This window comes from Paraburkholderia ferrariae NBRC 106233 (assembly GCF_000685035.1).
Lineage (GTDB): Bacteria > Pseudomonadota > Gammaproteobacteria > Burkholderiales > Burkholderiaceae > Paraburkholderia > Paraburkholderia ferrariae.
On record NZ_BAYB01000013.1, the window covers coordinates 274,894 to 301,059 of the forward strand.

The following is a 26,166-nucleotide window of genomic DNA, read 5'->3' on the forward strand; positions in this document are numbered from 1 at the left end:
GACGGCCGACCGCCGGTTCATCGATTGACCGATGGCCGGCCGATGCGCGCGGCGTGCCGTGCCTCGATCCAGCCGCGCTCCGTGCGCTCAGCAATAATGGCCTCGGCGGCGGACGCCTCGCCGCCTGTCTCGCTGACGGCCACATCGCCGGCACGCATCTCGTTGAACTCGAGCTCGCCACGCGCCGCGCGATGCAGGGCGTGTTCGTCGAGCACCAGATAGCGGCCGTGGTCCTTGCGGATGATCCGGTTCTCGACCAGCAGGTTAAGCGCGCGCGAAACCGTTTCGCGGCTGACCGTGGCGGTGATGGCGATCGCACGCTGGTTAGGTGGCTTTTCGATCGTCGCGATACCGTCGCAGCCTACTGTGACCAGGCTTGCCATCACAGCGTACACCCGTGCACGCGCGCTCGTGACACCCAGTTTCGAACGGTCGTCGAAACTCTGCCGGATCGACTCGCAGAGCTGGCAGAGCAGCAGATATGTCACCTCGACCGAACGCAGCAGAAAGCGTTCCGCCTGCTCACGATCGAGAAAACCAACGAGCGCGTCGTTCACCGCAATGATTGATACCGTCTGTGGATGTCCGTCAATGATCGATAGCAAGCCAAAGTACTCGCCGGGTTCGATGAATCCAAGCCCGACTTCGCGGCCGTCCTCGCTGACCGAAACCTGCTGCAGACGGCCAGATAGCACAAACATCAATGCCGCGCCAGGCGCACCACGGCTGATCACGATATCGCCCCGCTTGAACCGGCGCGTGCGCACATGCGCGGCGATGCTGCTCAATGCACTGTCATCGAGACTCGACAACAGACGCTGACGACGCAGGATTTCGATTGAAACCCGCCCAACTCCCCCTCGGTCGCGGCATGAATCGCTCATGGTGCGTTTCCTTGCAACGCTGACAAAACGATTGCTGAAACGGGCAGAAGGCCGAATGCTGCACGCAGCGTTCCTCGCAGGTATCCCCGTTCGCTCTTGACTGGACGACTGCCCAGCGGAAAGACCGAAAGACGCGCATGCCTGCTGGACGGCGTCACTCTCCGTCCCCGGATACCTGCATTGCCCTGAACCACCGTGATCGATGGACGCCCTCTGAATCTATTACGACCCGACGGGTCATACGGGATTGCTTCGTGCACACCCCACTGCATACGGTCCATAGTTTTGTTCACGTGATATTTTTGTCCGGGAACTTATAGCTCGTCTGACACTTTGACTCTTTGCGTCGTGCCTGGATGGCCGCGCCTCAATGCTCGTCGGTGTCCGGCGTCCACCAGGGCGGACGCTTGTAGACAGGCTCGTCGTCCCGTCCGCCATGCGGCACGGGGCCGTAAGCCTTCAACCGGATCAGGCGGCCGTGTCCCTGGCCGAGCTGCCGCATCCGCTGCAGTTGGTTTTCGCTCCAGTCCGAGCCGGGCGCCGGCTCCAGCGGATCGACACGGTGGTAGCGTTCGAAGCCGTAAAACGCCACGGCCAGCGCGTTCTCGTAGGTGTCGATGGCCTGCCGGTCGCCCGGCCTGACGATGCCAAGGCAGCCGCGTCTCCGGACCACGGTTTCCGCTTGGGTAAGGCAACGCTGGGCCCACTGCACGGCGTCGATATGCGCGATGTCCTGCGGGAGCATCCGCTGGAGCCGGCACAGGCAATCCTCCGGTGTAGGATCGACCAAGCGCCGGATGTGGGCGATCACGGATGTCATGAAAGGCCGTACCGTGCTCATGCGTCCGCCTCCGGCACCACGTCCAGCAGGGTCACGGGCGGGCTGCACGGTACCGGCGGTGCCAGTGCCACGCCTTGTAGCCAGTCCACGCCGGCCTCGAAGGCAATCCGCACGTCGTCGGTCTGCTCAACGCCTTCAGCCACCACGTGGGTGGCCAGCGTCTGACATAACGCGACCAGATGCCTAAAGGTACGCAGCCCAGCATCGCGATCCCGTGCGTCGCGCAGGCAATACGCGTCGAGCTTGATGATCTGCGGCCGGGTCGCACGGGCAAACGCAAGGCTGCTGTGGCCGGACCCGAAGTCGTCCAGCGCGATCTGGCAGCCCAGTGTCTTGAGGCGTTCGACAAAGGCAACCGCAATATCGAAATCCGGGATTGGAGCGGTCTCGGTGATCTCGATCGTGAGCCGGGCCGCGACCTCCGGTCGAGCCGCGAGGCGGTCGAACGTCGAGGCCCACCAGACATCGGCCACCAGGCTGCAGGCCGAGACGTTGCAGCCCAGGCGCCACTCGTCATGGCGTTCCAGTTGATCCAGCACGGCGAGCACGACCAGGCGATCGAGCGCACGGATCAATCCGAGGCGCTCCAGCACAGGCGTGACTTGCCCGGCGCCCTCCCCACCGGGCAACCCAAAGACACGTAGCAGACCCTCGGAGTACAGCGCGACCTGTGGCTGGTCGTAGCGCACCACCGGCTGAAAGGCCAAATTCACCCGCTCCTGAACCAGCGCTTTGCCGAAGGCGACCGCCAGCGCCATGTCGCGCTCGTAATCCATGCGCCACCGCCAGCCGAACTGCGGCGCGCTAAGCGTTGGCACTGAAGCGTCGCTGCGTTCAAGTTGCTCCGGGTAGTGGTAGCCGCTACCGATGCCGCCCAGGCCGCCGTAACGCACCGGGTCAACCGTGACCACCGGGCGTGCGTCGTGCGTATCGGAGACGAGCGGCGTGGCGGCCATCTCGACCTGCCAGCGCTCAATGCGCGAGGCCGAATCGTGCGGGGGCATCACAGGTTTCGCCGCCACATCGGGCGGCAGCGTCACCAGAAAGCGCGACGGCCCCAACTCGGTAACCGAGCCGCCCCAAAGATGCGCACGCCATTGCAGCATGCGCATCGCATCAGCAGTGAAGTCGTGGCCATGCAACACAGCCAGATGCGCGTGGTTATGCAGTTCGACCAGCAGGCCGGCGATGGGTGACTGGGCGGGGCTCACTGCATCCCCTTGTCTGTCTGCGACGGCCTGCGCAAATCGGCTGATCCACTGCGTGTTCCCGCATCGGCAGGCGGCTGCGTCTCATCAACTCTCTCGAAGAGGTGCACAATGGGTCCTTTGTGTAACCCTTTGTAAATAAGCCGATCAGATCGCAGAAACCCCACTGCCATCTAGTTTCGCATCGCGCAAGAACGCGTGACAAAAAGGACCATTTCTGTCAATCCGGGGCGCAGCCAAGGGTAGGTTGTTGTCAGCCTGGCGCGCTTCGTCGGTCCACGCGGCGCCGCCCGTGGGAATGCCCCATGTCTTTGGGGGTTACCACTCATGATGATCGGCTATGCACGTGTGTCCACCGATGACCAGAACCTGGATCTACAGATCCAGGCGCTTGACCGGCTTGGTTGCGACAAGGTGTTCACCGACCGGGGTATTTCCGGCAGCGCAACTTCCCGGCCGGGGCTGGATCGGGCCTTGAGCCGCCTCAAGCCCGGCGATAAGCTGGTGGTGTGGCGGCTGGATCGCCTTGGCCGCTCGCTGGCGCACCTGGTGCGGCTGCTCGAATCGCTGGGCCAGCGCAACGTGCGCTTCCAATCGATCACAGAGCATATCGACACCAGTTCGTCCGGCGGACGACTGGTCTTCCACATGATGGCGGCGCTCGCGGAGTTCGAGCGTGCATTGATCAGCGAACGCACCCTGGCGGGCATGGCGGCGGCGCGCGCCAACGGCAAGCGTCTGGGCCGACGGCCGTTGCTGTCCTCGGCGCAAGTGCAGCAGGCGCGTCAATTGCTGGAGGAGGCGTGGGAGGCGCGCGACGTGGCCGCGCACCTGGGCGTTCATCCCCGCACCCTGTCACGCATGCTGGCGAAGGAAGCGGTAGCGCACCCTTCCAACGCCGACCGGGACGTGTGAATCCTGGTCGGTCGCGCCCAGGGCCGGCACATGGAACGTGATAAGTCTGATGACCGGCGGAGGCGCGAAACGTCGCAGCCCAATCGACGGGCCGCCCCTGATTTGGGAAATGAGACATGACATGTGGTGTGATCTCCCTACCTACAAAGGTACGGAGAACCACACAATGATCATTGGCTACGCACGTGTTTCAACTGACGAACAAAACTTAACCCTGCAGATCCAGGCGCTTGAGAAGGCGGGGTGCGTCAGGATTTACTCGGACCATGGCATCTCGGGCAGTCTGATGTCGCGGCCAGGGCTCGACCGGGCGCTACGTCGCATCAAACCAGGCGGCAAGCTCGTCGTCTGGCGGCTGGACCGGTTGGGACGTTCGCTGCCGCATCTGGTACGGTTGCTGGACCAACTGGGCCGGCGCGACGTGCTGTTCCAGTCCATCACCGAACATATCGACACCAACTCCAGCGGCGGCCGCCTGATCTTTCACGTGATGGCGGCACTCGCGGAGTTCGAGCGCGCCTTGATCAGCGAACGCACGCGTGCCGGCATGGCGGCCGCGCGGGCGGAGGGCAGGCGTCTCGGGCGACGCCCTTCGCTGGACACCGGGCAATGCCAGGAAGCCAGTCGCCTGCTCGACGCTGAGGGATGGACTACCCGACAGGTAGCAGATCATTTTCACGTTCACCCGCGGACCTTGCGCCGACTCGTGGCCCGGACTAGCTGCAATGCGCCCGTCGGTGCAGGCACGGATCGGCCGACGGCCCCGCCTCCCCGTGCAAAACACGCCGCAAGGCATTGAGGCCGTATCGCGTTCGCCCTAGTCTGACTGTGTCATATAACTAGTTGCGCGCTCTGTGGCCGTGCAGGAAGAGAGCCATCGTTGCATGAGCCTTTGTCCAAGCAGGATGCGCAACGTAGTGATGGAATCAGGAACGTGGCGTTGAGCGCGCTGGACTGCCCCGGGGGATGTAATCCGGGGGAAGGGCAGGCAGCGCGCGTTCAAGGAAGTTTTTTTATCGCGTCCATCGGGTTGCATCCTGAGCCGCTGAGCCATCAGAAATTCATACGCAGTGGTACTCAGTGTGGCGTGGTGGTGAAAGCCACGCCAACCTCTTCCTTCATAATGACCGAGCCCGAACGTTGGCGGCTTGCCGCGCCCGCTCCAGGGCTTGGGCGGAAGTGGCACCGTACCGGGTGCCCACACAGAGGTGCCCGGCCGGATCCCTACCGCGTACAACAAACCCAGTTCAGTTACGCCATCCCGAAAAGCGGTTTCGTCGCCGTACCCGGCATCGGCCAGCAGGATGCCCGGCGCAACGCCGGATGCTATAGCCTCGCGAAGCTGGGCCAGCGCAATCTGTGGCCTGGGCTCGAAAACCAGATCGTCGGGAATGCCCGCACGACGCGCTCGTTCCCGGTCGTCAATCCATTCCTTGGGGACATACAGTTGCCAGGCAATCGGCAAACTGCCGCGTTGTGTCGCGATCGACAGGCTCACGGCGACCTGACAGTTGTCCTGCTTTCCGAGCTGCCCGCAGTACTGATGCGCCGCCCCGACCGAATGACGTCCCTTCTATGGAAAACCGGTGTCGTCAATAATCCAGTAATAGCCGGCTTCTTCAGCAGCGTGCATGCCTAACGCGGGCATTACCCATTCGCGTACCGGATGCAAGACCGCACGGTCAGACCAGTCTGCCTTCGCTACAAAGTGGCGAAGTGACTGGTGCTTCGCGCTCGCGTAAAGGGGGTCAATGTGCGCGGCCATCGGCTCGACGCTCTTGCGCGACAGTGGTAACACCAGGCCCGAACAGTAGCCCTTGAGGCCGGCATGGCGATCGGCATGCCCTAACGCCCGCCCCAGATGATTCAGATATGCGTCAAATTCGTCGACATCTTCTCTCATCGCGATCGCCCGACTTCTGTATTATTCAATACTACCAGGTATCGCTTCACCGCAAATGATTTTGTGACATAGTAAGACTAGAACCTACTGCAGTGGGAGTAGCTACCGCTTGTCCAGCGGCCGGCGTGGTACATCATCGTCACGCCCATCGCGGTGGGCTTCATCATGAAGGAAACCGGCAACTTCGCGTGGGCGCTCGCGTTGCTCAGCGCCATCGCCGTGGTCGGCGCGCTGTGCTATGTGGTGCTCCTCGGCACGGTGCAGCGCATCGAACTGCCGGGTCGTCCGCCAGCACTCCCGACAGACAGAAAGCGCCGGCTGACGCGAAAAGCGCTACGCGCCCCGCACCCGCACTACTGCGAGCGAACGCGGCAACGCTCGACCGCATCGAAAAACGACGCGATCAGCATGCTATCGCGTCGTTCGCGCAGGCAGCACACCTGGATGTGCGTCCACACCACGTTCCCCTCGATACGTACCGGCCGCAGGCGAGGGTCAGGCACGTACTCCGATTGCGAAACCGTGCCGACGCCGAGTCCGCGCGCGACGGCCTCGCGCAGCGCCTCGCGGCTCCCTATTTCCATCGCGACCTGAACGATCACGTTGTGCTCGAGTAGTGCGTCTTCGAGCGCACGGCGCGTCGTCGACCCCGGCTCGCGCATCAACAGCCGTTCGCCCGCCAGTTCGCTCAGGGCGACCGAAGAGCGCGTCGCGAACCGGTGGCTCGCATTCACGAACACGATCACCGGATAGCTCGCGTACGACTGCATGTAATAGCGTTCGTCCGGATGCCTGCTGGCGACAATGCCCACATCGCAGGTGTAATCGTCCAGATCGTTCAATACGACTTCGGAATTGCCGAGCGTCACGTTCAGGCGGATCAAGGGATGGACAGCGTAATACGCCTCGATCATGTCAGTGATGTGATACTGCCCGACCGCGCCGATTTTCAACACCCCGCGGCGTAGCGCGCCGCTGTCGCACAGCAGGGTGTGCGTATCGCTTTCGAGCGCGGCCATTTGCCTGGCAAGCGGCAACAGTTCCATCCCAATCGACGAAAGATCGACCCGCTTGCCGCGCCGGCGGAACAACTCGACGCCGTATTCCTGCTCAAGTTGCTGAATCTGCGACGAGATCGTGCTCTGACTGACCCCGAGCGCCCGCGACGCCGCAGTGAAACCGTTGTGTTGGGCAACAGAGACGAATGCCCGGAGTTGGGCGAGGGTGACTGACATATGCACGAATTCCGCTGGGTAACCGCTCGTTGCTATCGAAAATCCAGATAGTACGCGCCGTCGATGTCGCAAATATTTAGCGCCCCGCCCAGCTTGAAACGGCGACCGTCCCTCGGCATGCCGATGCGGTCTCAACGATTTCTTCCTCCCGGCCATTCATGCCGACAAACGAAAAATCGTTGAAGTCATCGAAAATCACCGACAAACCATAATGCGGTTGCCATACAAGAAACTTAACTTTTCATTTCAGTCACAGCCAGGGGATCTTGTGACGAACGCGCCGAACCCGGAAGCCCCGGATAGCCGGGATGACGACTCAACTATCGCCCCCGGCGGCGTGCACAACTAACAAACATCACTAGCGAACACACACACAGCCATGGGCATCAAACAAGCAGTCCTTTTCGCGACCGTGGCCGTGGCCATGGGTGCCGGCCTGAGCGCCTGCGGCGGCAGCAACAGCGGCAGCGGCAGCAACGGCTCACCCGCGTCGACCTCGACCCCGGCATCCACGCCGACTGCATCCGTCCCAGGCGCCACGCGCGTGCTGCTCGTGAGCCTTGACGGCGTCAGCTACGATGCCATCGAGGCCGGCGTGAAGAGTGGCGCGTTGCCCAACCTCGCCAAACTCAACGTGTCGCTGGCCTACAGCGGCGGCGTGTCGGGTTCGCCCACAGTGCAGGCCAATACGCTCATGCCAGGCTGGGCCACGCTGCTGACCGGCACGTGGGTCAACCGTCACGGCGTGACCGGCGACAGCACCGGCCAGACCATCAACGTCGGGACGGTGTTCGACGCGACCAAGGCCGCGAAGAGCAGCAACCTCAATGGTGCAGCCGTGGCCTCGTCCGGGCTCGTCGATCTGCTGGCGCCGTACAAGACGTCCGGCTCCCTTGACGCAGTGACCGACTGCTCGTCCAACCTCGTCGCCGACGATTGCGTGACCCAGCAGGCCGGCGCGCTCATCGACAACCACTACTCGCTGGTGGTGGCCCAATTCCACGGCGCTACCGACGCGGCGCAAATCTACGGCGTGGGCTCGACGCAGTATGCGGGCGCGGTCAAGCTGCTCGATTCGGACGTGGGCACGCTACTGCAAAAGGCTGCCGCCAACAGCAACGACAAATGGCTGGTCGTGGTGACGTCCGCTTACGGCTTGAGCGCGTCGGGCGTCATGGACGGCCTGACGCAGCTGCCGGAAGCCGCGACCTTCGTCGGCGTGAATCAACCGCTGAACGCAACGGCGGGTGTCGGAGCGGCCGTGCCGGCCACGCTGGGGGAGATCTACGCGTACCCGGGCATCGCCGACGTGACGCCGACCGTGCTGTCGTATCTGGGCCTGTTGCCCGGCACGGAGGACTACGCGATGGACGGCGGACAGCTGATCGCCGATGAAACCGTACAGGACTTCAACGTCGCGCTGAACTCGACCAACGCCAACGTCCCCGGCACCCAGGCCGTCTTGAGCTGGGTGCCGCCGGCCACAGGCGCGATTACCGTGCTGCGCGACGGCGTGGCGATCGCCACCCTCGATCAGGGCACCACCACCTATACCGACGATCTCGTTGCGGCCATGAACGCGCTCGACCCGTCGGGCGCCGCGCAAACGCACCAGTTCAACTACGCGGTGCAGACCGGCACGGGCACGGCGCTGGTGTCCAGCCTGACGCCGCAGGTGACGTTCGCGCCGCTGCTTTCGTCGTTGAGCAATGGCCTTTATGTGTATTACCCGTTCACGACCACGTCGGCGCTCGGCGCTTCGTTCCCGGCTCCGTCCGATCACTTCGGCAACAGCACGATGGGGCCGCCGAGCGGCAGTCTGAATCCGCTGGCGGGCACGGTGGTGCAAGGTCCGTTCGGTACCGGCAGCCAGGCGTTGATGGTCGACGACCAGTACTCGGCGACGCCCTGGGAGGACTATCAGCTGAAATTCAACGCCGCGAACCTGGACCCGACCAACGGCCTGAACAACACCGCCACGTCGAGTTCGTTCACGATCGGTTTCTGGTTCAAGAATCCGCAGGCGTCGTGCGTCACCTCGGGCGATTACCCGTTGCTCGCGAACAAAAACTACGACTCGGGCGCGTTCCCCGGCATTGCCCTCGCGGAGTATTCCGCGTCGACCGGCGTAGGCTGCATGCTGGACGGCAACGTCGCCGACGGCACCAACCGCACCAGCGATCCCAAACTGACCTTCTCCAATCAGCAGTGGGTGTATGTGGCGATGGTCTACAACGGCCCGGCCAAGTCGTACACCTGGTACGTGATGGACCCGGTGCTGGGCGCGCGCGACACCGTGGTCAGTGCCAGCGCCGTGGATCAAACGTTGCTCTATACCGGCCCGGGCACCAACGTTACTCAGAAAGGCACGAGCGGTACGTCCAATGGACTGAACCTCGCGCAGAGCGCCACGGCCGACTACACGGCGTGGGGCGTGGGCACCGACGGCACCCGTCAATACCAGTATGCGAGAAACGGCAACGGCAACGCCGCCAAACCGGCCAACTACCAGACGGTTATCGCCGATCTGGCCATCTGGAACCGTGCGCTCACCGCCAACGAAATCAACTCGCTCTACGGGTCACAGTTGCCGCTTTCGTCGCTGGTCGGCAATTGATCCAGAAAAAAGGACATATCGATGAACGCGCAATCTTTTAATGACGTTTTGACCCGCGCGCGCTCGCGCCTGGGATGGGGAATCGGGCCGGCGGCCGGCATCGCCTGCGCCGCGCTGCTGCTGGCCGGTTGCGGCGGCGGCAACGGCGATTCGCCCGCAGCAGCAGCAGCGGCCGCGTCGACCCCGCAACAGACGCCGATCGTCACGCCGCCGTCCACGCCCGCCTCGGCGGTAGCCGCGGCCTCGGGCGCCGACGCCAGCGCCTGCGCGTGCACGCCGAGCGGCGGCTCGCTGTCCAGCGTGACTTCGGCCTCGGCGGCGCTCGACTGCGCGCCTTGATCCCTCATCGTCATTAACACTCGAATAACCATGACCACCATTTCTCGACGCAATTTTCTGCGCGCCGCGGTCGGCGTGACCACGCTGGGCGCGATTCCGGCCTCGATCCAGCGCGCGCTGGCGATTCCGGCCAACAACGCCACGGGCACCATCCAGGACGTCGGACACGTCATCCTCTTCATGCAGGAAAACCGGTCGTTCGACCATTACTTCGGCATGTTGCCCGGCGTGCGCGGGTATAGCGACCGCTTCACCATCCCGGCGGTCAATGGAAGCATCTGGTATCAAAACGCCACCGGCGGGCGGCAGCTTCAACCTTACTACCTGAACCCCAGCCTGCCGCAGAGCAAGGGCGCCATCATCGGCGGCGCGCACTCGTGGAGCGATCAGCACGCCGGCTGGGACCACGGCCGCATGGCCGGCTGGCCGCTCGCGAAGAGCCTGGACGCATCGGTGGGGTATCTGGTCGAAGATGACCTGCCCTATCACTGGGCGCTGGCCAACACGTTCACGCTGTGCGATGCGTATTTCACCTCGCAGCACTGCGGCACCTTTCCGAACCGCACGTTCATGTGGAGCGGCACTAACGGCGCCAACGTCAGTTCGTATAACTTCATCAACAACGACGGCATCGGCTACACCATCGACGGGTCCGGTGCGCTGGGCGACCCGAGCATCGGCATGACGTGGGCCACCATTCCCGAGTTGCTGCAAAAAGCCGGCATCAGCTGGAAGCTTTACCAGCGCGCCAACGACAACAGCAACAACAACCAGCTGTTTCCGTTCCGCGTCTATCGCCAGGCCGCGCAGAACCTGCTCACGCAAGGGCTCACGGTCAATTCGAGCTACTCGGATAACTCGGCGATCATGGAAAACGTGTCGCCGTTCCTCAAGGGCGTGGTCAACACGCTACCGTCCACGGGCGCCGGCGGCCAGGGCGACTACCTGGAAACCTTCGCCAACGACGTGCTGTCCGGCAACCTGGCCCAGGTCACCTGGCTCGTCGCGCCAGCCATGCAGAGCGAACACCCCGGCTCGTCGATTCCCGACGAGGGCGCCTACTGGATCGACACCATCCTGAACGCGCTGACGGCAAACCCGGACGTGTGGAGCAAGACGGTGCTCTTCATCCCCTACGACGAGAACGACGGCTTCTTCGACCACCTGCCGCCGCCCAACCCGCCGTCACCGAACGGCGACGGCACCTACGCCGGCAAGTCCACCGTGGACGTGAGCAACGAGTATTACAACAAGCCGGTGCCGCCGATCAACGCGGGCGCCCCCGCGCAGGACGGCCTGCCTTACGGCCCCTGCGTGCGCGTGCCGATGATGGTGATCTCGCCGTGGAGCGTAGGCGGTTGGGTCAATTCGCAGGCCTTCGACCACACATCGATGCTGCAATTTCTGGGGCAGCGCTTCGGCATTCCAGTGGACAACGTCAGCCCGTGGCGCCGCACGGTGTTCGGCGACCTGACCGGCTGCTTCGACTTCACGAGCCCGAACAGCACGGTGCCCGCCGATCTGTCAGGCAAAGCGCCGAGCCTGACCCAGGCCAATGCGACCTACACCACGCAGAACGCCAATTCGGGCGCGGTCCCCCCCGCCGACCCGGCCGGCAGCGTGCCGTTGCCGCAGCAGCCGCTGGTGCTGCGCCCGTCGCGCGCGCTGCCGTACCACCTGCACGCCAGTTCCACCGTCGATCCCGTTACCGGCCTCGTCTATCTAACCTTGATGAACACCGGCACGCAGGGCGCGGTGCTGCATGTGTACGACCAGCACAACCTGGCCGCGATCCCTCGCCGCTACACGGTGGGTGCGGGCAAGATGATTTCCGACTCGTGGACCCCCAACGGCAACGCTGCGCCCAACGCCGGCTTGTACAGCCTGTGGGTACTCGGCCCCAACGGTTTTCACCGCCTGTTCGAGGGCGATGTGTCGAAGGCTGCGGCAGGCGACGTGGTCGACGTGCGCGTCTGCTACAACCAGGGCAGCAACTCGGTGTCCCTCACGGTGATGAACACCGGCAGCACGTCGGCCACGGTCACGATCAACGCCAACGCCTACGTCACCTTCAGCCAGACCTACACCGTCGACCCCGGCAATCAGGTCGAGCCGAGCTGGAACCTGGACGCTTCGCAGAGCTGGTACGACTTCACGCTGACCATCGACGGCGACACCAGCTACACGCGGCGCTTCGCCGGCCGGCTGGAAACTGGCAAGGACGGCGTCAGCGACCCCGCCATGGGCGTCGCGACAGCGTGAACGACAACGAAACATAACTAGCGACGACACACAGCCATGCGCATCAAACAAGCACTCCTTTTCGCGGCCCTGGCTCTCGCCATGGGTGCCGGCCTGAGCGCCTGCGGTGGCAGCAACGGCACAACCGCGGCGGGGGCGTCGGCACCCTCGGGCGCCAGTCAGCCGGCCGGCACGACCGCCCCCGGGCCGACCGTGCACCGCACCCTGATCATCGGTCTGGACGGCGTGATCTACGGCACCATCCAGGCGGGCCTGGCCAACGGTTCGCTGCCCAACCTGGCCAAACTGCAAGTGTCGCTGGCTTACGGCGGCGGCAGCGACGACCCGCTCACCCTGCAGGCCAACCAGGCCGATCCGGGCTGGGCGACCATCCTGTCCGGCACGTGGGTCAACCGCCACCAGGTCACCTCCGATGACGACACCCAGGCTGCCATTCACGACGCCAGCCTGTTCGACATGGTCAAGGCCGGCAGCAGCGGCCTGAACGGCGTGGCCACCGCCAACCCGGTCATCTCCCAGTTGATGGCGAGCCAGCGTACCTCCGGCTCGCTGGACGCGCTGGACGACTGCTCGACCGACGCCAGCCCCGACGACTGCGTGACACAGCAGGCCAGTTCGCTGATCGACAACCACTACACCACCGTGGTCGCGCAGTACACTGGTGCCGACAACGTCGCGCTCGAGAACGGGGGCACCTCTTCGGCCGCGTACGTCAACGCCGTCAAACTGCTCGACGGCGCGGTGGGCACGCTGCTGGCCGAAACCGCGAAGAACCCCGGCGATTCCTGGCAAGTGATCGTGACCTCGGCGTACGGCCTGAGCAACTTCGGCAGTGCCGACGGGCTGCCCCTGCTGCCGGAGTCGACCACCTTCATCGCGATCAACCAGCCGCTGAACAACACTGCGGGCGTCGGTGCGGCCCAGCCGGCGGATCTGGCCGCACTCCATGCGTACCCGAGCCTCGCTGACATCACGCCGACGGTGCTGGCTTATCTAAACCTGCTGCCCAACGCAGCCAATTATGCGATGGACGGCGCCGAACTGACCGGCGATCAGGCGGTGTCGCAACTCGCGCTGACGCAGACGCGCACGGCCGTCTCGCTGAACTGGGCGCCGCCGGCCTCGGGCGAACCCGTGACCATCCTGCGTGACGGTCAGGTGCTCGCCACGCTGGCCGATGGAAGCACCAGCTACACCGACAACAGTCTGGTTCAGTATCTGACCTCGAAAGATGCGTCGGGCGGCCTCGTGCAGGCGCAGATCAACTACGCGGTGCAGGCCGGCACGGGCGACGGGTTGCGCTCCAACCTGACGTCGCTGGTGTCGTTCGCGCCGCTGGCGCCGACGCTGACCAGCACGGGCGATCTGCTGGCTTACTACCCGTTCGGCTCTGCGCTGCCGGCAACCGACATGGAAAACCACAGCATTCTGGGGCCGTCGGCAAGCGACCTGCCCGCAGCGGCCGGCACGGTCCTGACGCCGGGGCCTTTCGGTACGGGCAGCTATGGCCTCGACGTAAATTCGAGCCAGCGCGACGCCAATCTGTTCGAAGGCTACAGGCTCAATTTCGGCACGGACACCCAGGGCAACACGCTCGACCCCACCAACCAGCAGACGCCCGCGTTCACCATCGGCTTCTGGTTCAAGGTCGACATGCCGACGTGTCTTGCGTCCAATGACGCAGCGGTGTTCTCGAACAAGAACTACGTCTCCGGCGGTGACTACGGCCTCGCCATCGGCTTGTTCTCGGGCACGACTACCTGCGGCATCGCGTTCAACCTCGGGTCGAACGCGGACCCGCTGGTGCCGGGATCGGTGGCCAGCGGAAAGAGCAGCTACCGAATCGACGGCCCGAGCAGCCCGTACACGCCGGTCACCGTCGGGCAGTGGGCCTACATCGCAATGGCGGTCGACGCGCCCAACAACAAGTTCACCTGGTACGTCTGGGACCCGGTGCTGGGCCTGCGCTCCGGCACGGTCGTGAACAGCAGCAATCTGCTCGACTGGAGCAAGCTCTATACGGGCACCACGCTCGGCTGGACCGGCAACGGTGGCACGTCCACCGCGAGCCTGGGTCGTGGGGGTTGGGGCGTTGGCACCGACGGGACGACGCAATACATCAAGAACAAGAACGTCCCCACCACCAACCTCTTTACCAAACAGGCCTTCAGCGACATAGCGATCTGGAAGCGCCCGCTGACCACCGCCGAGGTCGCCTCGATCTACCAGTCGAAGTTGCCGCTTTCGACCTTGTCCGGTAATTGATTTCGTGTACTAATGAGTTGACGGGTCCGCACGGATGCGTCAACTCCAATCGTCCATGTCGTGCTTGATAGTATGCCGGTTCGCGATGAGCGCACCGACGGTCGGCTCGTTGTTCATCGCACGCTGAATGGCCGTACGCGTCCGAACGAGGCCGTAGACCAGGTAGTTGATGAACGCAGTGAGAACGACTAGCGGATGGGCGTGGCTTTCGCGGCGGCGGCCAGATGCGGCGCGACGTTCCACGGCAGAAACTCGTCGATACGGGTGATCGGGTGATCGGCAATGCGCTCAATGACGTAGGCAAGATACGCTTCGGGGTCCAGACCGTTCAGGCGCGCGGTTCCAATGAACGAGTACATTGCGGCCGCCCGCTCGCCTCCGCTGTCGGAGCCTGCGACAGGTATTCCGCCTTCCAATGGCCACTCCGCGTAACGCGCGCTCGGCGATGAGGTTGTCGATCTCCGCGCGGCCGTCGTTGCGGTAGCGCTCAAGCGCCGCCCAGCGATTGAGCGCGTACTGGACCGCTTTGGTCGTGTCGGATTTTGCCGAGAGCGTGGTGAGCGTTGCCTCGAACCAGCGTTTCAGTGACCCTGCCTCGTTTCCGCGTACAGCAGATCATGCAGCGATCAACGCGGCCTCGAAGTCGACGGGAGTAAGAAACCCTATTGAGGTGTGCAGGCGCTCTCGATTGTAATAGCCCTCGATCCAGTCGACGATATCCAGACGAGCCTGTGCTCGCGTTTCGTAGTGAACCTGATAGATTCTCTCGACTTTCAGGGTCTTGAAGAAGCTTTCCATAGGGGCGTTGTCCCACGCATTGGCACGACGGCTCATGGAGATCGTTGCCTTGAATCCGGCGGCCAGCTTCCGGTACGCCCAGCTTGCATATTGCGCTCCTCTGTCGGAGTGTAATAGCAGTCCCGGTGCCGGTTTGCGTTGCCAGCACGCGCTGCGCAGTGCCTGGCAAACCAGCTCGGCGTCGATGCGTTCGGACATCAACTACCCCACTATGCGTCGACTCCCCAGATCGAGAATCGCCGCGAGATACAGCCAGCCTTCGCCGGTCCTGACAAACGTGATGTCGCTGACCCACGCGCGATCAGGCTGCCAGCAATCGAAACGACGATCGAGCAGGTTCGGCGCTACGGGAAGGCTGTGCGTAGAGTCGGTCGTGATCCGCCAGGCACGCCTGTAGACCGGGCGCAAGCCTTGGCGCTGCAAGCTACGCCGCACGCGCTCTTCGCTCGCCGGTCGACCTTGGGCTCGCAATTGCCGCACGATACGCGGATGGCCGTAGGCGCCACGATGCGCGCGATGGATGGCGGCTACCTCCGCATCCAGGGCCGCGTTCGCTTGCGTCCTTGCGCTGGGCGGACGAACGCGCCACTGGCAATATCCGCTGCGTGAGACGCCCAGAATCTGGCATAGCCGGGTGATGCTGTACTGGTCGCGGTAACCGTCGATCCAGGCGTACCTCACCGCGACCCCTTCGCGAGGTGAGTAGACCCGGGGAGTTGCGCCCCGAGCCTCTCCCAGAACCGTACGTGAGGCTCCCACCTCATACGGCTCCCGTTATCCAGCCATTACCCCCGATTAAACGCCAGTGAGTGAACAACCTTGGCTCGACTTCTTGCATCTTGCGTAGCCACTGTACGCTGCGCAGCTCGTGCCGCGCTAGCGTCTTGTACTTGCGCCGGGCCCATTGCAACAGCTTGCTATCGATGTACCGAAACAAACTGCGTATTGCCCGTTGATAGAATGCGCCGTAGTAGTTCCACCACCCTCGTATTATCAGGTTGCATTGCTTCGCGAGGTCTGCCAGCGTGGCTGATGTGCGCCGATGCAGCCGCCATTCCCGCACCTCCTTCCTCATCCGTTTAAACGCCTCGTTACTCACCGCCGGCAGAAAGCTGGTGAATCGCCGGTTATGTTGAGTATTAAGCGCTTCCCGTGGCCGAAACGTAAACCCCAGGAACGTAAACTGCACGTTCAGATAAGTGCTGGGGTCTGGTTGCTATCCCTGCAGTACACAATCTTCGACTTCTCCGGATGCATCGTCAGGCCACACGCCTCCAGTCGTGATGCAATGGAGCGCATCACTTCTTCCGCTTGCGCCTGAGTACGGCAGTGAACCACCGCATCGTCGGCGTAGCGCGCAAAGGGGCACTTTGACCAGATCCGATCCATCCAGCTGTCGAACGCGTAGTGCATGAACAGGTTCATCAAGATCGGACTGACCACACCGCCCTCGGGTGTACCTCGCGTGCGGGGCAAACTATCTCCGCACGCGGTTTCGAACGGCGCAGTCAGCCACCGCTCAATGTACAGCAGGAGCCAGTCTTCCTTGATGTGGTTTCGCACCGCCTTCATCAACAACGCATGGTCGATCTGGTCGAATGCCGCCTTGATGTCAAACTCAACAACCCAGTCGTTCTTCCAGCAACGCTTGCGCGTCACCGACATTGCCAGTTTCGTCGATTTTCCGGGGGCGATACCCATAGGAATCCTCATGGAATATCGGATCGAGAATCGGTTCGATCATGAGCTTGGCAACAGTCTGAGCGATTCAGTCAGATACGGTGGGCACGCTCAACTTTCTGGTACCACCCTTGGCCTTGGGTATCTCCACTTGCCTGACCGGCGGCGGGAAGTACGACCCCGACGACATCCGGTTCCACAGCTTGTACAGATTCCCCAACAGGTTCTGCTCGAACATGGCGATGGTTTCATCATCCACGCCCGCAGCACCACGGTTAGCCCTCACCAGCTGATACGCTTCCCACACCATACGCTTCGCAACGCAATATGACTTTGCTGATGTCATGTCACTCATCCCCGCTATGCAGGTTGGCGACCTTCGTCAGCCGGATAACTCCGCCCCTTCGCTCCACCTTCATTACAAAGGCTTCAGCACTACTACGGGCGACTCCGCCCCTCATCCCGGCATCGGTATTCTTCCTCATGGTGTCAGCCATTTGTCATTTCCCTTCGCATCCGGGACAAGGTTCTCACGTTCCGTACCAAAGCCTGTGTCGAGTTCATGCCGCCTTTACACCGACTGCCATCGGGTCCGTAAGCAGGTTTCGCCCCGACTGTTCGCGCAGAGCGTACTCGGCCGCGCTTTTAACAGTTCCTTGTAGCACTAACGATGCGTCATCGGACGGTTCGCTTTCGCTCATCTACTCAACCCACACTTGCCGTCCTTTTCGGACGACGTTTCCACGGTCGCTCACCACCACGCCTTTTGGAACGCAGCAGCACCGGGCGGTTTGAAGCCTGCCCCTGCAGGCCGACTTCGGGAGGCCGTCTCCCATCTTTGGTACAGCATCGCAGGCTCACGCCCGCGTTCGTGACACACAGTACGTCGTCGCTTTTCGAAGTATCTCGATATCCAGTTTCGCACTGGCGAGTTCCTTGCGCAGCCGGCTGTTCTCTGCCTCCAGTTCGCTGATCGGGCGCGTCACACGTGCAGCGGTCACATCACGACCACTCGTCTCGACACCGTCTTCGGAACCACGACTACGCCGGCTCCAGTTCCCTAACGTCGCCACTGGCACCCCGAGCCTGCGCGCTGCTTCATGTTGGCCGACTGTTTCAGCGGGCCTGATGGCCTCAACCTTGAATTCGCCCGTATATCGCCGTTTCGGCACTGACTTCTCTGACATGCAATCCTCCGTACAGCAGGAAACTAACAAATTTCCTGCTGTACGCGAAATCGAGGCATGGTCAACCTGCGGTTGTGTCGAATCAGTGCACAAACAACTCGGCGAACGCTTTGCCGTTGGCAAAGCGTCACTGAATTCACGCAAATAAGCCTTCGACTGGTTTCTGAGCGATTGCCATCCTGAAGTTCGTCTGAATACGGAAATTTGACAAAGCCCTGATCCGCACTTCATTGAAAAGCAAACTCATATTGGTTCTCAAACATTGAAAATGGCGACTGTCTGCGAGAGCCGAGCCGATTCGTCTCGCAGTTGTTGCGCCGCAGCCGATGCCTGTTCAACCATTGCTGCGTTGCTCTGCACCTGCTGATCCATCTGGGTCACGGCCTGACTGATTTGCTCGATGCCCTGAGCCTGCTCCTGACTCGCAGAACTGATTTCCCCCATGATGTCCGCTACTCGGGTGATGCTTTTCACCACCTCCTTCATGGTTGTCCCTGCTTCATCAACCAGACGAGTACCCGCACCGACTTTGGCAACCGAATCGTCGATCAGGTCTTTGATCTCCTTTGCAGCACCGGCCGAACGTTGAGCCAGCGAACGAACCTCACCTGCCACCACCGCAAATCCACGCCCTTCTTCGCCAGCTCGCGCAGCCTCGACCGCTGCGTTCAGTGCCAGGATATTGGTCTGGAAAGCGATACCTTCAATCGTGCCGATGATGTCTGAAATCGAATTAGCGCTGCGATTGATGTCCTGCATGGTCTCGACAACACGGGTCACAGCCTGGCCGCCGCGGGCCGCCACTTCGGAAGCGTTCCGCGCCAGCGCATCCGCCTGGATCGCGTTTTCGGCATTAAGACGCACTGTGGAACTCAGTTGTTCAACTGATGCAGCCGTTTCTTCCAGCGATGCCGCCTGCGACTCCGTGCGGGAACTCAACTCCTGATTACCGTGCGCAATTTGAGCCGATGCGCTGTTTATCGACTCCGAAGAATTTCGCACATTGCTCACGATGCGACCCAGACTCTGACTCATGTCGGCCAGAGCCTCCAGAACGCGTCCCGTCTCATCCGTAGAACGCGTGTCGATTCGTTGGGTCAGATTCCCGTTCTTCACATTCTGAGCAACCTGCACCGCCGTATTGAGCGGAGTGGAAATTGCACGGATCAACCAGACGGAAAATCCGAATGCAATCAGTCCACCAGTAAGCACGCCGACAATACACAGTACTCGCACGATTTGGTAGTTTTTCTGCGAGCGCTCGTATTCGCGTCTCGCCAGTTCGCCCTCCAGATTCACCATCCGGTCCAGTTCGTCTTGCACCGGCTTATAAAGGATTTCTAGCTGCCCTCGTGAGATATCGCCAATAGTCGATATGTCATGGGCTGCCATAGCCGACATAGCCGGCTGTACCACTCCGGCAACGAATTTTTGGAATACCGGCACGAAAGCATCGGTTTCCACTTTTTCTTCTGGAGTCAGGTTCTTCGTGTATTCCGCCCACGCTTGATCCCCGATCTTCATATCGCTTTTGAATTTCTGAAGCTTCGCGTCGATATACTCTTGATTAATCTCCAGTGCCGAGGAGGAAATAGTGAATCTCAGACGATTCAGCGCTTTGGTCATTAAATCAATACGTTGAATGGAACCCAGCCTCGCTTCGTAAACTTCACGCAGGGAATCGTTGACTCTACTTATGCTCCAGAGCCCTATCAGCCCCCCGGCTAGCAGCAATACACTCAATGCAGTCATAACAGCGATCAGTCGCGCCTTGATAGTGATGCCTTTCAAAATCCAGCTCCCCGGTTAATAGAATAAAAACAAGCAGATTGATCCAGGTTGTTGGATCGTATCGGCCTTGTTGCGTTATTCGGGTGTAGCGACAACATGATCTCTGTGCTTTCAAGCTCAGGCGATACGGACGGACTGCGGGCGAGCATCTTGAGTCGGTACGTCAAGGTCTCGGCCAGCGAGCGCCGGCGGTAACCAGTCGCGCGCTTCCATTCGCGCCCGTTGCCGCTCCCAATAGCGTCGATAGCCGCATCGCGCCAGGTCGCGCCGCCCGTGCTATCCGGCAACGGCCTCGCTCTCTCGCGCGGCGGGATCGATGGGCTCGCGCCACGCGCGGCGATCTGCCCGTGGCAACGCCGGGGGTCGTAGATGCCATCGCCACCGATGGTATCGATCACTACATCAGCTTGAATCTGGTCGAGCAGATCGGGCAACACTTCGCCATCGCCCTCGTCCTGATGGGTCATCGGCTCGGCGCAGATCGGGCCGGTGTTCGCGTCCATCGCCAGATGTACCTTGCGCCATGTCCGGCGCTTCGAATAGCCGTGCTTGCGCACCTCCCACTCACCTTCGCCGCATACCTTCCGTACCGTGCTATCGATCACCTGGTGCAAGGGGGCATGGGGGCGCTGCGTTGGCATTACAAGCTTCAGGGTCTGTGCGCGACGGGCCAAAATCGTGTAGTTACGCACCGGCAAGCCCGGGTAGGCGAGTCGGCGCAGGCTGGGTGCGAAGCCCTGCACAGCGCGCAGCGGCAGATGAAAAACCTGCTTGAGGCCGGGCGGCATCTGGATCGCCGCATCGCTATAGATGCGCGGCCGGCCACGCCCGCCGGGGCTCGCCCCCGATAACTGCGTCAGTACCGTTTCCTCAATCCACATGGTCACATCGCCTCTCGCGATCAAGCCCGTGTTGTATTCCCGCCAGTACCTGGCGCGGTGAAACCCCTTTGGGCACGCTTGCCCTGCGTTCGCCCCAGCGCATCTTCTCAAGAAAAAATCGTGCATCTACGCAGTTCGAAGCTATGTAATTCGGTGTCTCGGTGGCACCCGGACACAAATCATTGACGCGACTGTTCTGAACTGCGTGTTCGTTGCCGACTGCGAGGGTCGCGCCCGCTACCGCGTGTTTGACCACCACGTAGTGAGCAATGCCATCCATACCTCGCAATCCAAAGATGGAGGCCTTATTTGACGACGGGGCTCCAGCCGAACGCAGCGTAACTTCGAGCTGATACTTGACACCGCAGTACACGCCATTGTCGTTCAGATAGATCACCCATTCCGCTTCATCGATCGGCGTTTCGTGAATGGGTTTGAATCACCGGGCTCGAAATTCCCGACTAGCGCGTGCTCGGCCACATGGAAGTGTAGGGCTACGCCAAGCGTTCGTGCGCATCACGCCGCAAGGCAAAAAGCTCGTGTCCGAGCTCGTCAGGCAGGCCAGAGCGCACGATGATCGCGTGTTGGCGCCGCTCGCCAAGACGAAAGCCGAAGAACTCGAGACCACCTTGCGTCTGCTCATCGAGCTGCATCGGCCCACGGCCTGATCGGGCACCGCTAGTTCGCCTTCGGCTTCACCCTCGCGCCGCTTTCGGCCTGCGCATCAGAAACTTCGCCGCCTCGCCGATTTCGAAATAGTCGGCCGGACCGCCGCCACGCATGATCGGCCGCGCGGCCGCCGTCGCATACCCATCCTCGCTGAGCAACGCACGGGCAATGTGCACGCCGACCACCTCGCCGGTCACCATCCAGGTGTCGAGCGCGCTGCCGTCGGCCCGGCGCAGTTGCGTCACGTCGCACACCTTGCACTCGAATGACACCGGGCTTTGTGCAACACGCGGCGCCGACACGAGACGCGAGGGTGCCGCTTCGAGACCTGCGAGCGCGAATTCGTCAATATCGGCCGACACCTCGGCGCTCGTCATGTTCATGGGCTCCGCCAGCTCGCGCGTGACGAGGTTCCAGACGAATTCGCCACAATGCTTCGCGTTGCGCACGGTGTCCTTGAAGCCCACGCTCGAGAACGCGAGGATGGGCGGCGAATAGTTGAATACGCTGAAAAAGCTGTATGGCGCGAGGTTGAGCGCGCCATCCGGGCCGCGGGTGGAGATCCAGCCGATCGGACGCGGTCCCACGATCGCGCCGAGCGGATCGTGCGCGAGACCGTGGCCGCGCGTGGGCTCGTAGAAGTGCTGATCCCCGCACTGCTCCCCGGATACGGCGAGCGGCGCGGCGTTGCTTGCGGACGCGTTCATGCTCAGTATTTGCCCGAGAGCAGCTCGCCGCAATCGGCCACTTCGGTGCGCAGCTCAAGACGCCGCAGCATCTGCCAGGTCGTCGCGACCGCGGCGGACACGGTCGGAATTCCGGATTCTTCCTGCACACGCTGGATCGAGGGCAGCGACTGCATCTGCACGCACGCGGAAAGCACGAGCGCGTCGATGTTGCTGCGATTCAGGCGTTTGTAGATTTCCATCAGCCGCGCCGGGTCCTGTGCGGCCACCTGCAGATTGTCGGGAATTTCGAGCGCGACATAGTCCTGCACTTCGATGCCCTCGCTCTCGACATATTCGACGACCATCTTCGTCAACGGCTTCATGTAGGGGCACACCACCGAGACCCGTTTAGCGCCCATCGCGTGCAATCCGTCCACGAGCGCGCCGGCGCTCGTCACCACCGGCGCGGGCGCGCCGTTCTCGGCCGTGCGCTCGAACAGACGCTTCTCCGACACGCGATGATAGCCCTGGCCCATGCTCATGATCGCGACGAGGCAGGCATAGCCCAGCACGTCGACGCGCGCATCGGAAAGCTCGATCGCACAGCGGTCGCTATCGCGGTCCATGGCTTCGAGTTCTTCCTTCACGACCTTCTTCATCCGCATGCGGCTGGAATGGAACGTGAAGCGCTCCGCGAAGCTGCCTTCGCGCGCCCGGAACATGGCCGGAATTTCGGTTTCCATCGTCGTGTTGGACGAAGGCACGATCTGCCCGATACGCACTGCACGCTGCTGTGTCATGACTTGCTCTCTGTAAGCTCGAAGGAGTTGAGTTCCGCCAGTTCGGCGTCGAAATCGAAGGCGTCATTGCCCGCGTCGAAAAACTGCGCGGGAGCGAGCGGCCGGCGATTCACGCGCAGGTCGAACACGTCGAAGCGGTTGTAGTGTCCCGTGATGTCGTGCATCTGACGCGGCTGGATACAGCGCGAAAGATCGATGTCCGCGTAGACGATGCCCTCCTCGTCGATCAGCGGCTCGCCGATCACGCGGCCGTCCGGCCCGAGGATGCCGGAGAACGCGCTATTGCGCCGCGTGAGCAGTTCACGCGCCTGGGGATGCGTCGCGCTCATCGCATCGACGATCTGCGGCGAAATGGTCGAGCACGATACGACCGTGAACAGCTTGCCTTCGAAGCAATGCGCGGCGGCACGCACGCGGATCGCTTCGGCCATGTCGTATTCGGGCGGCGCTACCGGCAGCGCGATGTAGCTCGCCACGTGCACGAGTTCGCCCTGAGCAAGCAGGCTGAAGCGCGCGAGCGTGTTGGTGTTTTCCCCGCAGGCAAGCGAACCGAGCGGCCCGACGCTGGTTTCGTGCACGCGCAGCGCGGAGCCGTCGCCATTCGCCCAGGTGAGCTTCTCGGCCCACGTCGGCACGAGCTTGCGATGCCGGCCCAGAATGCGGCCTTCGTCGCTGATCGTCAGGAGCGTGTTGTAGAGCGTGCCGATCCCCGTGCGGCTGCGCTCGTTCACGCCCACCACCACGTTGATCCGATGCGCTTTTGCGGCGCCGGCAATTCGACGAACCTCGGGACCGGGAATCTCGATTGCCGACTTGCAGAGCTTCTCGAACCACGGGCTGCCCTCCACCGGATTCATTACCCAACTCCAGTACGGATAGCCGGCAACGAATACCTCGGGAAACGCAACGAGGCGCGCGCCGTTGCCGGCTGCTTCGCGAATCAGCGTGCAGACCTTGTCGACGGTGGCCTCGGTATCGAGAAACACCGGGGCGGCTTGCACGGCCGCCGCCTTGAATTTCGGAAGATTAAGCATGGATGCGATCTCGATCGTTCAAGAGTTAAGCGGAACGCCCCGGCTTCAAACGGCCACGACCGGATGGCGCAGCTCGCCGATGCCTTCCACCTGCGCGTGCACCACGTCGCCGGGCCACAGCCATTCCTGCGGCGAACGGCCCGCGCCCACGCCTTCGGGGGTGCCGGTCGCGATGATGTCGCCCGGTTCCAGCGCCATGGCACGGCTGATGTCGGCGATCAGCGTGGGCACCTTGAATAGCATGTAACGCGTGTTGGAACTCTGCTTGGTCACGCCGTTGACCCTGAGGCTCAGGTTCAGTGTGTGCGGGTCGGGAATCTCATCGGCGGTGACGATGCACGGTCCGAACGGCGCATAGGTATCCTGACCTTTGGAATAGATCCACTGACCCGCGCGGCGGCAGTCGCGGGCGCTCATATCGATCAGGACGCTGTAGCCGAACACGTGCTTCAGTGCGTCCGACTCGCTCACCCCCTTGGCACGCGTGCCCATGATGACGGCCAGCTCGACTTCCCAGTCCAGTTGCTGGGTGATCTCCCGATTGTGCTCGATCGCGTCGCCGGGACCGATCACCGAGGTCGGCGGCTTCGAAAAGATCACCGGTTCTTTGGGCAGATCCTTCGACGTATCGAGCGTCCGGCTCGACTCGGCCACGTGCTCGACGTAGTTGAGCCCGATGCCGAAAATGTTCTTGCGCGGGCGCGGAATCGGGGCGAGCAGTTTGACGTTGTCCACCGGTACGGCCGCACCGACCGGCCACTTGCCGCGGTGTTCGTCAAGCAGCGCGCCCGTGAAGCGCACTGCTTGCGGGCCGAGGTCGATGAACTCCAGCATGCCGGCTGGCAACGGATGGCCCGTGGCGGCGCCGAGGCGAGCGATATCGACGACGGCGCCCTCGACGATCGCGCCCAGACGGGCGGCAGCGGTAACCTCGGAACGATAGGTGACGAGACGCATGGCATGACTCCATAAACGCCGCCTGCATGAGAGGCGGCTACGAACAGGATTGAATAGGGGTAGGGCTCGACTGTTCAGACGGCCACGATCTGATGACCGCCGTTTTCGGCGAGCGCTTCTTCGCGATAGAGATTGAGCGCGTGCATGACCGGCAGGTCGTTGAAACAGAAGAGGCAGGCATCGTCCGAAGCCGAAGCGTTGGCATGTTCATGAAACGCCCACGACGGAACACAGAAAATGTCGCGCTCATTCCAGTCGAAACGCTTTCCGTTGATGATCGAATAGCCGCTGCCCTTCGCCACCTGGTAGACGAAGCTGCCCGTGTGACGATGAGCGCGCGTGCGCTCGCCCGGACGCAGCAGTTGCATGCTCGCACCGATCGTCGACATCACCGGGCCGCCTGTCGCCGGGTTCACGTAGTTCATCAGCACGCCGTCGAATGGCGAGCCGTCCGTGACGCGGGCCTGGCGCGTCAACGCCTCGTAGGTGGGTTCCCACTCGTACTTGAAAAGCGGCGAGTAGCGCCTGTTCCATTCGCCGTTTTGCGGGCGCAGGCCGGGCGCGCCCCACGTCGCCGTGGAATCGTCGACCGGATGCGTGACGGCCTGCCGCAGATTGGGATGAACGGCATAGAAGCCGGCTTCGAGCGCGTTGACGAGCGGAATGTCGAGACCGTCCTGCCAGATGCAGGGCGACCCTTCGGCGGCCACGCCGTGCTCATGCCAGGTGCCGTTGGGCGTGAGCACGAAGTCGTTGCGGCCGAGCGTCATCTTGTGGCCATCGACGATGGTGTACGCCCCCGTGCCTTCCATGATGAAACGCAAGGCGGACGACGAATGCGCGTGCGCCGACGCCACCTCGCCCGGATGCATGACCTGAAGGCCGGAATACAGCCAGCCGACCGCCGCCGACACGTCGCGACGGCCCGGGTTGTTCAGATAGATCACGCGACGGCCCGCTTTCTCGGGGGTCACGAGATCGACCGAGCGCAGCACGTGTTCGCGCAACTCGCGATAGCGCCACAGCACCGGCACCGACTCCGATTTGGGCTGCCACGGCTCGATCTTGTTCGCGACGGTCCACAGCGCGCCCGTCTCCAGCGCTTCGAGAGACTTGTAGTAAGCGATGAGTTCCGGCGTGTCTTGCACGTCGGCGCGACCCGCTACGCTCTCGCGATAGGCGTCATAGTTTTGTTCAGCCATGTCGTTGTTCTCCATTGCTTCAATTCAGGG

At 62.5% G+C, this 26,166-nt stretch carries 21 protein-coding genes and 6 pseudogenes; 6 read left to right on the forward strand and 21 right to left on the reverse strand.

From position 1 onward, the window contains the following. Positions 1–17: 17 nt before the first annotated feature. The 3 genes from BFE01S_RS38925 to BFE01S_RS41935 form a co-directional block, all read right to left on the reverse strand. Positions 18–884, reverse strand: coding sequence for a Crp/Fnr family transcriptional regulator (locus tag BFE01S_RS38925; protein WP_084169956.1), 867 nt, complete (start codon positions 882–884; stop codon positions 18–20). 367 nt (positions 885–1,251) lie between these two features. Then, positions 1,252–1,725, reverse strand: a complete 474-nt coding sequence (locus BFE01S_RS16540) for a hypothetical protein (protein ID WP_156967040.1) — start codon at positions 1,723–1,725, stop codon at positions 1,252–1,254. After that, positions 1,722–2,936, reverse strand: a complete 1,215-nt coding sequence (locus BFE01S_RS41935; RefSeq protein WP_052420908.1) for an EAL domain-containing protein — start codon at positions 2,934–2,936, stop codon at positions 1,722–1,724. The genes BFE01S_RS16540 and BFE01S_RS41935 overlap by 4 nt, the downstream gene beginning before the upstream one ends. Positions 2,937–3,260: 324 nt before the next feature. Between BFE01S_RS41935 and BFE01S_RS38935 the strand changes: the two genes are divergently transcribed. Then, entirely contained in the window at positions 3,261–3,848 is a 588-nt protein-coding gene (locus tag BFE01S_RS38935; RefSeq protein WP_042337766.1) for a recombinase family protein, read from the forward strand. 166 nt (positions 3,849–4,014) lie between these two features. Beyond that, positions 4,015–4,647 (forward strand): recombinase family protein, encoded by a 633-nt coding sequence (locus tag BFE01S_RS38940; RefSeq protein WP_084169979.1) that lies wholly within the window; start codon positions 4,015–4,017, stop codon positions 4,645–4,647. 127 nt (positions 4,648–4,774) lie between these two features. Here the strand turns inward: BFE01S_RS38940 and BFE01S_RS38945 are convergent. Further along, positions 4,775–5,751 (reverse strand): annotated as a pseudogene (locus BFE01S_RS38945) (IS701 family transposase). 353 nt (positions 5,752–6,104) lie between these two features. Then, positions 6,105–6,986, reverse strand: coding sequence for a LysR substrate-binding domain-containing protein (locus BFE01S_RS16570; protein WP_042337767.1), 882 nt, complete (start codon positions 6,984–6,986; stop codon positions 6,105–6,107). A 379-nt stretch (positions 6,987–7,365) separates the two neighbouring features. On the opposite strand from BFE01S_RS16570, the gene BFE01S_RS16575 reads away from it, so the two are divergent. After that, positions 7,366–9,603, forward strand: coding sequence for an alkaline phosphatase family protein (locus BFE01S_RS16575; protein WP_028226480.1), 2,238 nt, complete (start codon positions 7,366–7,368; stop codon positions 9,601–9,603). On the opposite strand, the gene BFE01S_RS16580 is transcribed toward BFE01S_RS16575, so the two are convergent. After that, positions 9,561–9,983, reverse strand: a complete 423-nt coding sequence (locus BFE01S_RS16580) for a hypothetical protein (protein ID WP_156967041.1) — start codon at positions 9,981–9,983, stop codon at positions 9,561–9,563. The two genes, BFE01S_RS16575 and BFE01S_RS16580, sit on opposite strands and share 43 nt — an antisense overlap. Here BFE01S_RS16580 and BFE01S_RS16585 point away from each other — a divergent pair. Both BFE01S_RS16585 and BFE01S_RS16590 read left to right on the forward strand, forming a co-directional pair. After that, a complete protein-coding gene (locus BFE01S_RS16585; RefSeq protein ID WP_028226482.1) occupies positions 9,973–12,204 on the forward strand; it encodes a phosphocholine-specific phospholipase C in 2,232 nt (743 codons plus the stop codon). The two genes, BFE01S_RS16580 and BFE01S_RS16585, sit on opposite strands and share 11 nt — an antisense overlap. 36 nt (positions 12,205–12,240) lie before the next feature. Then, the gene (locus BFE01S_RS16590) at positions 12,241–14,469 is read left to right on the forward strand and encodes a hypothetical protein (protein ID WP_042337768.1); all 2,229 of its coding nucleotides are present in this window, start codon (positions 12,241–12,243) and stop codon (positions 14,467–14,469) included. A gap of 39 nt (positions 14,470–14,508) precedes the next feature. Here BFE01S_RS16590 and BFE01S_RS43130 read toward each other — a convergent pair. The 10 genes and pseudogenes from BFE01S_RS43130 to BFE01S_RS43145 all read right to left on the reverse strand — a co-directional run. Then, a pseudogene (locus BFE01S_RS43130) lies at positions 14,509–14,610 on the reverse strand (formaldehyde-activating enzyme); the annotation flags it as partial. Between the two features lie 47 nt (positions 14,611–14,657). After that, a pseudogene (locus BFE01S_RS43135) lies at positions 14,658–15,054 on the reverse strand (IS66 family transposase); the annotation flags it as partial. 30 nt (positions 15,055–15,084) lie between these two features. Then, positions 15,085–15,963: pseudogene (locus BFE01S_RS38950) on the reverse strand (IS3 family transposase); the annotation flags it as partial. Positions 15,964–16,027: 64 nt separating this feature from the next. After that, positions 16,028–16,342, reverse strand: coding sequence for a group II intron maturase-specific domain-containing protein (locus BFE01S_RS45855; RefSeq protein ID WP_245621122.1), 315 nt, complete (start codon positions 16,340–16,342; stop codon positions 16,028–16,030). A 116-nt stretch (positions 16,343–16,458) separates the two neighbouring features. After that, positions 16,459–16,968 carry a reverse transcriptase domain-containing protein gene (locus BFE01S_RS45860; RefSeq protein ID WP_245621114.1) on the reverse strand — a complete coding sequence of 170 codons (510 nt, stop codon included), beginning with the start codon at positions 16,966–16,968 and terminating at the stop codon, positions 16,459–16,461. Between the two features lie 67 nt (positions 16,969–17,035). Beyond that, positions 17,036–17,293, reverse strand: coding sequence for an RNA-dependent RNA polymerase family protein (locus BFE01S_RS45865; protein WP_245621115.1), 258 nt, complete (start codon positions 17,291–17,293; stop codon positions 17,036–17,038). Between the two features lie 547 nt (positions 17,294–17,840). Beyond that, positions 17,841–18,134, reverse strand: a pseudogene (locus BFE01S_RS45335) (transposase); the annotation flags it as partial. 255 nt (positions 18,135–18,389) lie between these two features. Then, positions 18,390–19,925 (reverse strand): methyl-accepting chemotaxis protein, encoded by a 1,536-nt coding sequence (locus BFE01S_RS16615; protein WP_245621116.1) that lies wholly within the window; start codon positions 19,923–19,925, stop codon positions 18,390–18,392. Between the two features lie 15 nt (positions 19,926–19,940). Beyond that, a pseudogene (locus tag BFE01S_RS38960) lies at positions 19,941–20,887 on the reverse strand (IS5 family transposase); the annotation flags it as partial. Next, positions 20,796–21,236 carry an SDR family oxidoreductase gene (locus tag BFE01S_RS43145; protein ID WP_156967044.1) on the reverse strand — a complete coding sequence of 147 codons (441 nt, stop codon included), beginning with the start codon at positions 21,234–21,236 and terminating at the stop codon, positions 20,796–20,798. The gene BFE01S_RS43145 and the pseudogene BFE01S_RS38960, both read right to left, overlap by 92 nt. A gap of 79 nt (positions 21,237–21,315) precedes the next feature. Between BFE01S_RS43145 and BFE01S_RS43150 the strand changes: the two genes are divergently transcribed. Further along, positions 21,316–21,474 carry a hypothetical protein gene (locus BFE01S_RS43150; RefSeq protein ID WP_174464456.1) on the forward strand — a complete coding sequence of 53 codons (159 nt, stop codon included), beginning with the start codon at positions 21,316–21,318 and terminating at the stop codon, positions 21,472–21,474. A 27-nt stretch (positions 21,475–21,501) separates the two neighbouring features. Here the strand turns inward: BFE01S_RS43150 and BFE01S_RS38970 are convergent, their stop codons facing one another. The 5 genes from BFE01S_RS38970 to BFE01S_RS16650 form a co-directional block, all read right to left on the reverse strand. After that, positions 21,502–22,182: a flavin reductase family protein gene (locus BFE01S_RS38970; protein WP_042337774.1), complete on the reverse strand. Its 681-nt coding sequence runs from the start codon at positions 22,180–22,182 to the stop codon at positions 21,502–21,504. A 2-nt stretch (positions 22,183–22,184) separates the two neighbouring features. After that, entirely contained in the window at positions 22,185–22,943 is a 759-nt protein-coding gene (locus BFE01S_RS16635) for a maleate cis-trans isomerase family protein (protein ID WP_028226485.1), read from the reverse strand. Beyond that, positions 22,940–23,977 carry a carbon-nitrogen hydrolase family protein gene (locus BFE01S_RS16640; protein ID WP_028226486.1) on the reverse strand — a complete coding sequence of 346 codons (1,038 nt, stop codon included), beginning with the start codon at positions 23,975–23,977 and terminating at the stop codon, positions 22,940–22,942. Before BFE01S_RS16640 ends, BFE01S_RS16635 begins: the two co-directional genes overlap by 4 nt. Before the next feature lie 45 nt (positions 23,978–24,022). After that, on the reverse strand, positions 24,023–24,934 hold the full coding sequence (locus BFE01S_RS16645) for a fumarylacetoacetate hydrolase family protein (protein ID WP_028226487.1): 912 nt from the start codon (positions 24,932–24,934) through the stop codon (positions 24,023–24,025). Between the two features lie 74 nt (positions 24,935–25,008). Beyond that, positions 25,009–26,136 carry a cupin domain-containing protein gene (locus BFE01S_RS16650; protein WP_028226488.1) on the reverse strand — a complete coding sequence of 376 codons (1,128 nt, stop codon included), beginning with the start codon at positions 26,134–26,136 and terminating at the stop codon, positions 25,009–25,011. Positions 26,137–26,166 lie beyond the last annotated feature (30 nt).